The following is a 1553-nucleotide window of genomic DNA, read 5'->3' as shown; positions in this document are numbered from 1 at the left end:
CCGCCCAACGTCACCGGCGTCCTGCACGTCGGCCACGCCCTCGACCACTCCATCCAGGACGCCCTGACCCGGCGGGCACGCATGCGCGGCCATGAGGCGCTGTGGCTCCCCGGCATGGACCACGCCGGCATCGCCACCCAGAACGTCGTCGAGCGTGAGCTGGCCAAGCAGGGCCTGTCCCGCCACGACCTCGGGCGCGAGGCGTTCGTCGAGCGCGTCTGGCAGTGGAAGGAAGAGTCCGGCGGCCGCATCCTCGGCCAGATGAAGAAGCTCGGCGACAGCGTCGACTGGAGGCGCGAGCGCTTCACGATGGACGAAGGGCTTTCCCGCGCCGTCCAGACCATCTTCAAGCGGCTGTTCGACGACGAGCTGATCTACCGTGCCGAGCGCATCATCAACTGGTGCCCGCGCTGCCTGACCGCTCTGTCCGACATCGAGGTCGATCACAGCGACGACGAGGGCGAGCTCGTCTCCATCCGCTACGGCGAGGGCGCCGGGGCGATCGTGGTGGCCACCACCCGCGCCGAGACGATGCTGGGCGACACCGCCATCGCGGTCCACCCCGGCGACGAACGCTACGCGCACCTGGTCGGCACCACCGTCGAGGTCCCGCTCACCGGCCGCGTGATCCCGATCGTCGCCGACGAGCACGTCGACCCGGCCTTCGGCACCGGCGCCGTCAAGGTGACACCGGCGCACGATCCGAACGACTTCGAGATCGGCCGCCGGCACGGGCTGCCGTCGATCACGGTCATGGACGAACGCGGCGTCATCACCGCGCACGGCCCGTTCGAAGGGCTCGACCGGTTCGAGGCCAGGCCCGCGGTCGTCGCCGCGCTGCGCGCCGAGGGCCGCATCGTGGCCGAGAAGCGTCCTTACGTGCACGCCGTCGGTCACTGCTCGCGCTGCAAGACCGTGGTGGAGCCGAGGCTGTCGCTGCAGTGGTTCGTCAACGTCCAGCCGCTGGCCAAGGCCGCGGGGGACGCCGTGCGCGACGGCCGCACCCGCATCCACCCGCCGGAGCTCGCCAAGCGCTACTTCGACTGGGTGGACGACATGCACGACTGGTGCATCTCCCGCCAGCTGTGGTGGGGCCACCGCATCCCGGTCTGGTACGGCCCCGAGGGCCAGGTGGTCTGCGTCGGCCCCGACGAGGAGCCTCCGGCCGGCTACGTCCAGGACTCCGACGTCCTGGACACCTGGTTCTCCTCGGGCCTGTGGCCGATCTCCACCCTCGGCTGGCCCGACCGCACCGCCGACCTCGAGCGCTTCTACCCGACCACGGTGCTGGTCACGGGGTACGACATCCTGTTCTTCTGGGTCGCCCGCATGATGATGTTCGGGCTGTACGCCATGGACGGCGTGCCGCCGTTCCGCACGGTCGCCCTGCACGGCATCGTCCGTGACCAGTTCGGCAAGAAGATGTCGAAGTCGTCGGGCAACGTCATCGATCCGCTCGACTGGATCGACCGGTACGGCGCGGACGCCACGCGGTTCACCCTGCTGCGCGGCGCGGGCCCCGGCTCGGACGTCGCGGTGAGCGAAGACTGGGC

1 protein-coding gene is annotated in these 1553 nt (G+C 70.4%); it reads left to right on the top strand.

From position 1 onward, the window contains the following. Nucleotides 1-1553 (top strand): valine--tRNA ligase (locus tag IEY93_RS35670; protein ID WP_229691749.1); only part of this gene is annotated, 1553 nt, incomplete at both ends.

The organism is Sphaerisporangium melleum, from assembly GCF_014646695.1.
GTDB classification, from domain to species: domain Bacteria; phylum Actinomycetota; class Actinomycetes; order Streptosporangiales; family Streptosporangiaceae; genus Sphaerisporangium; species Sphaerisporangium melleum.
The sequence above is the reverse complement of the archived record's forward strand: the minus strand, read 5'-3'. Positions and strand labels throughout refer to the sequence as shown.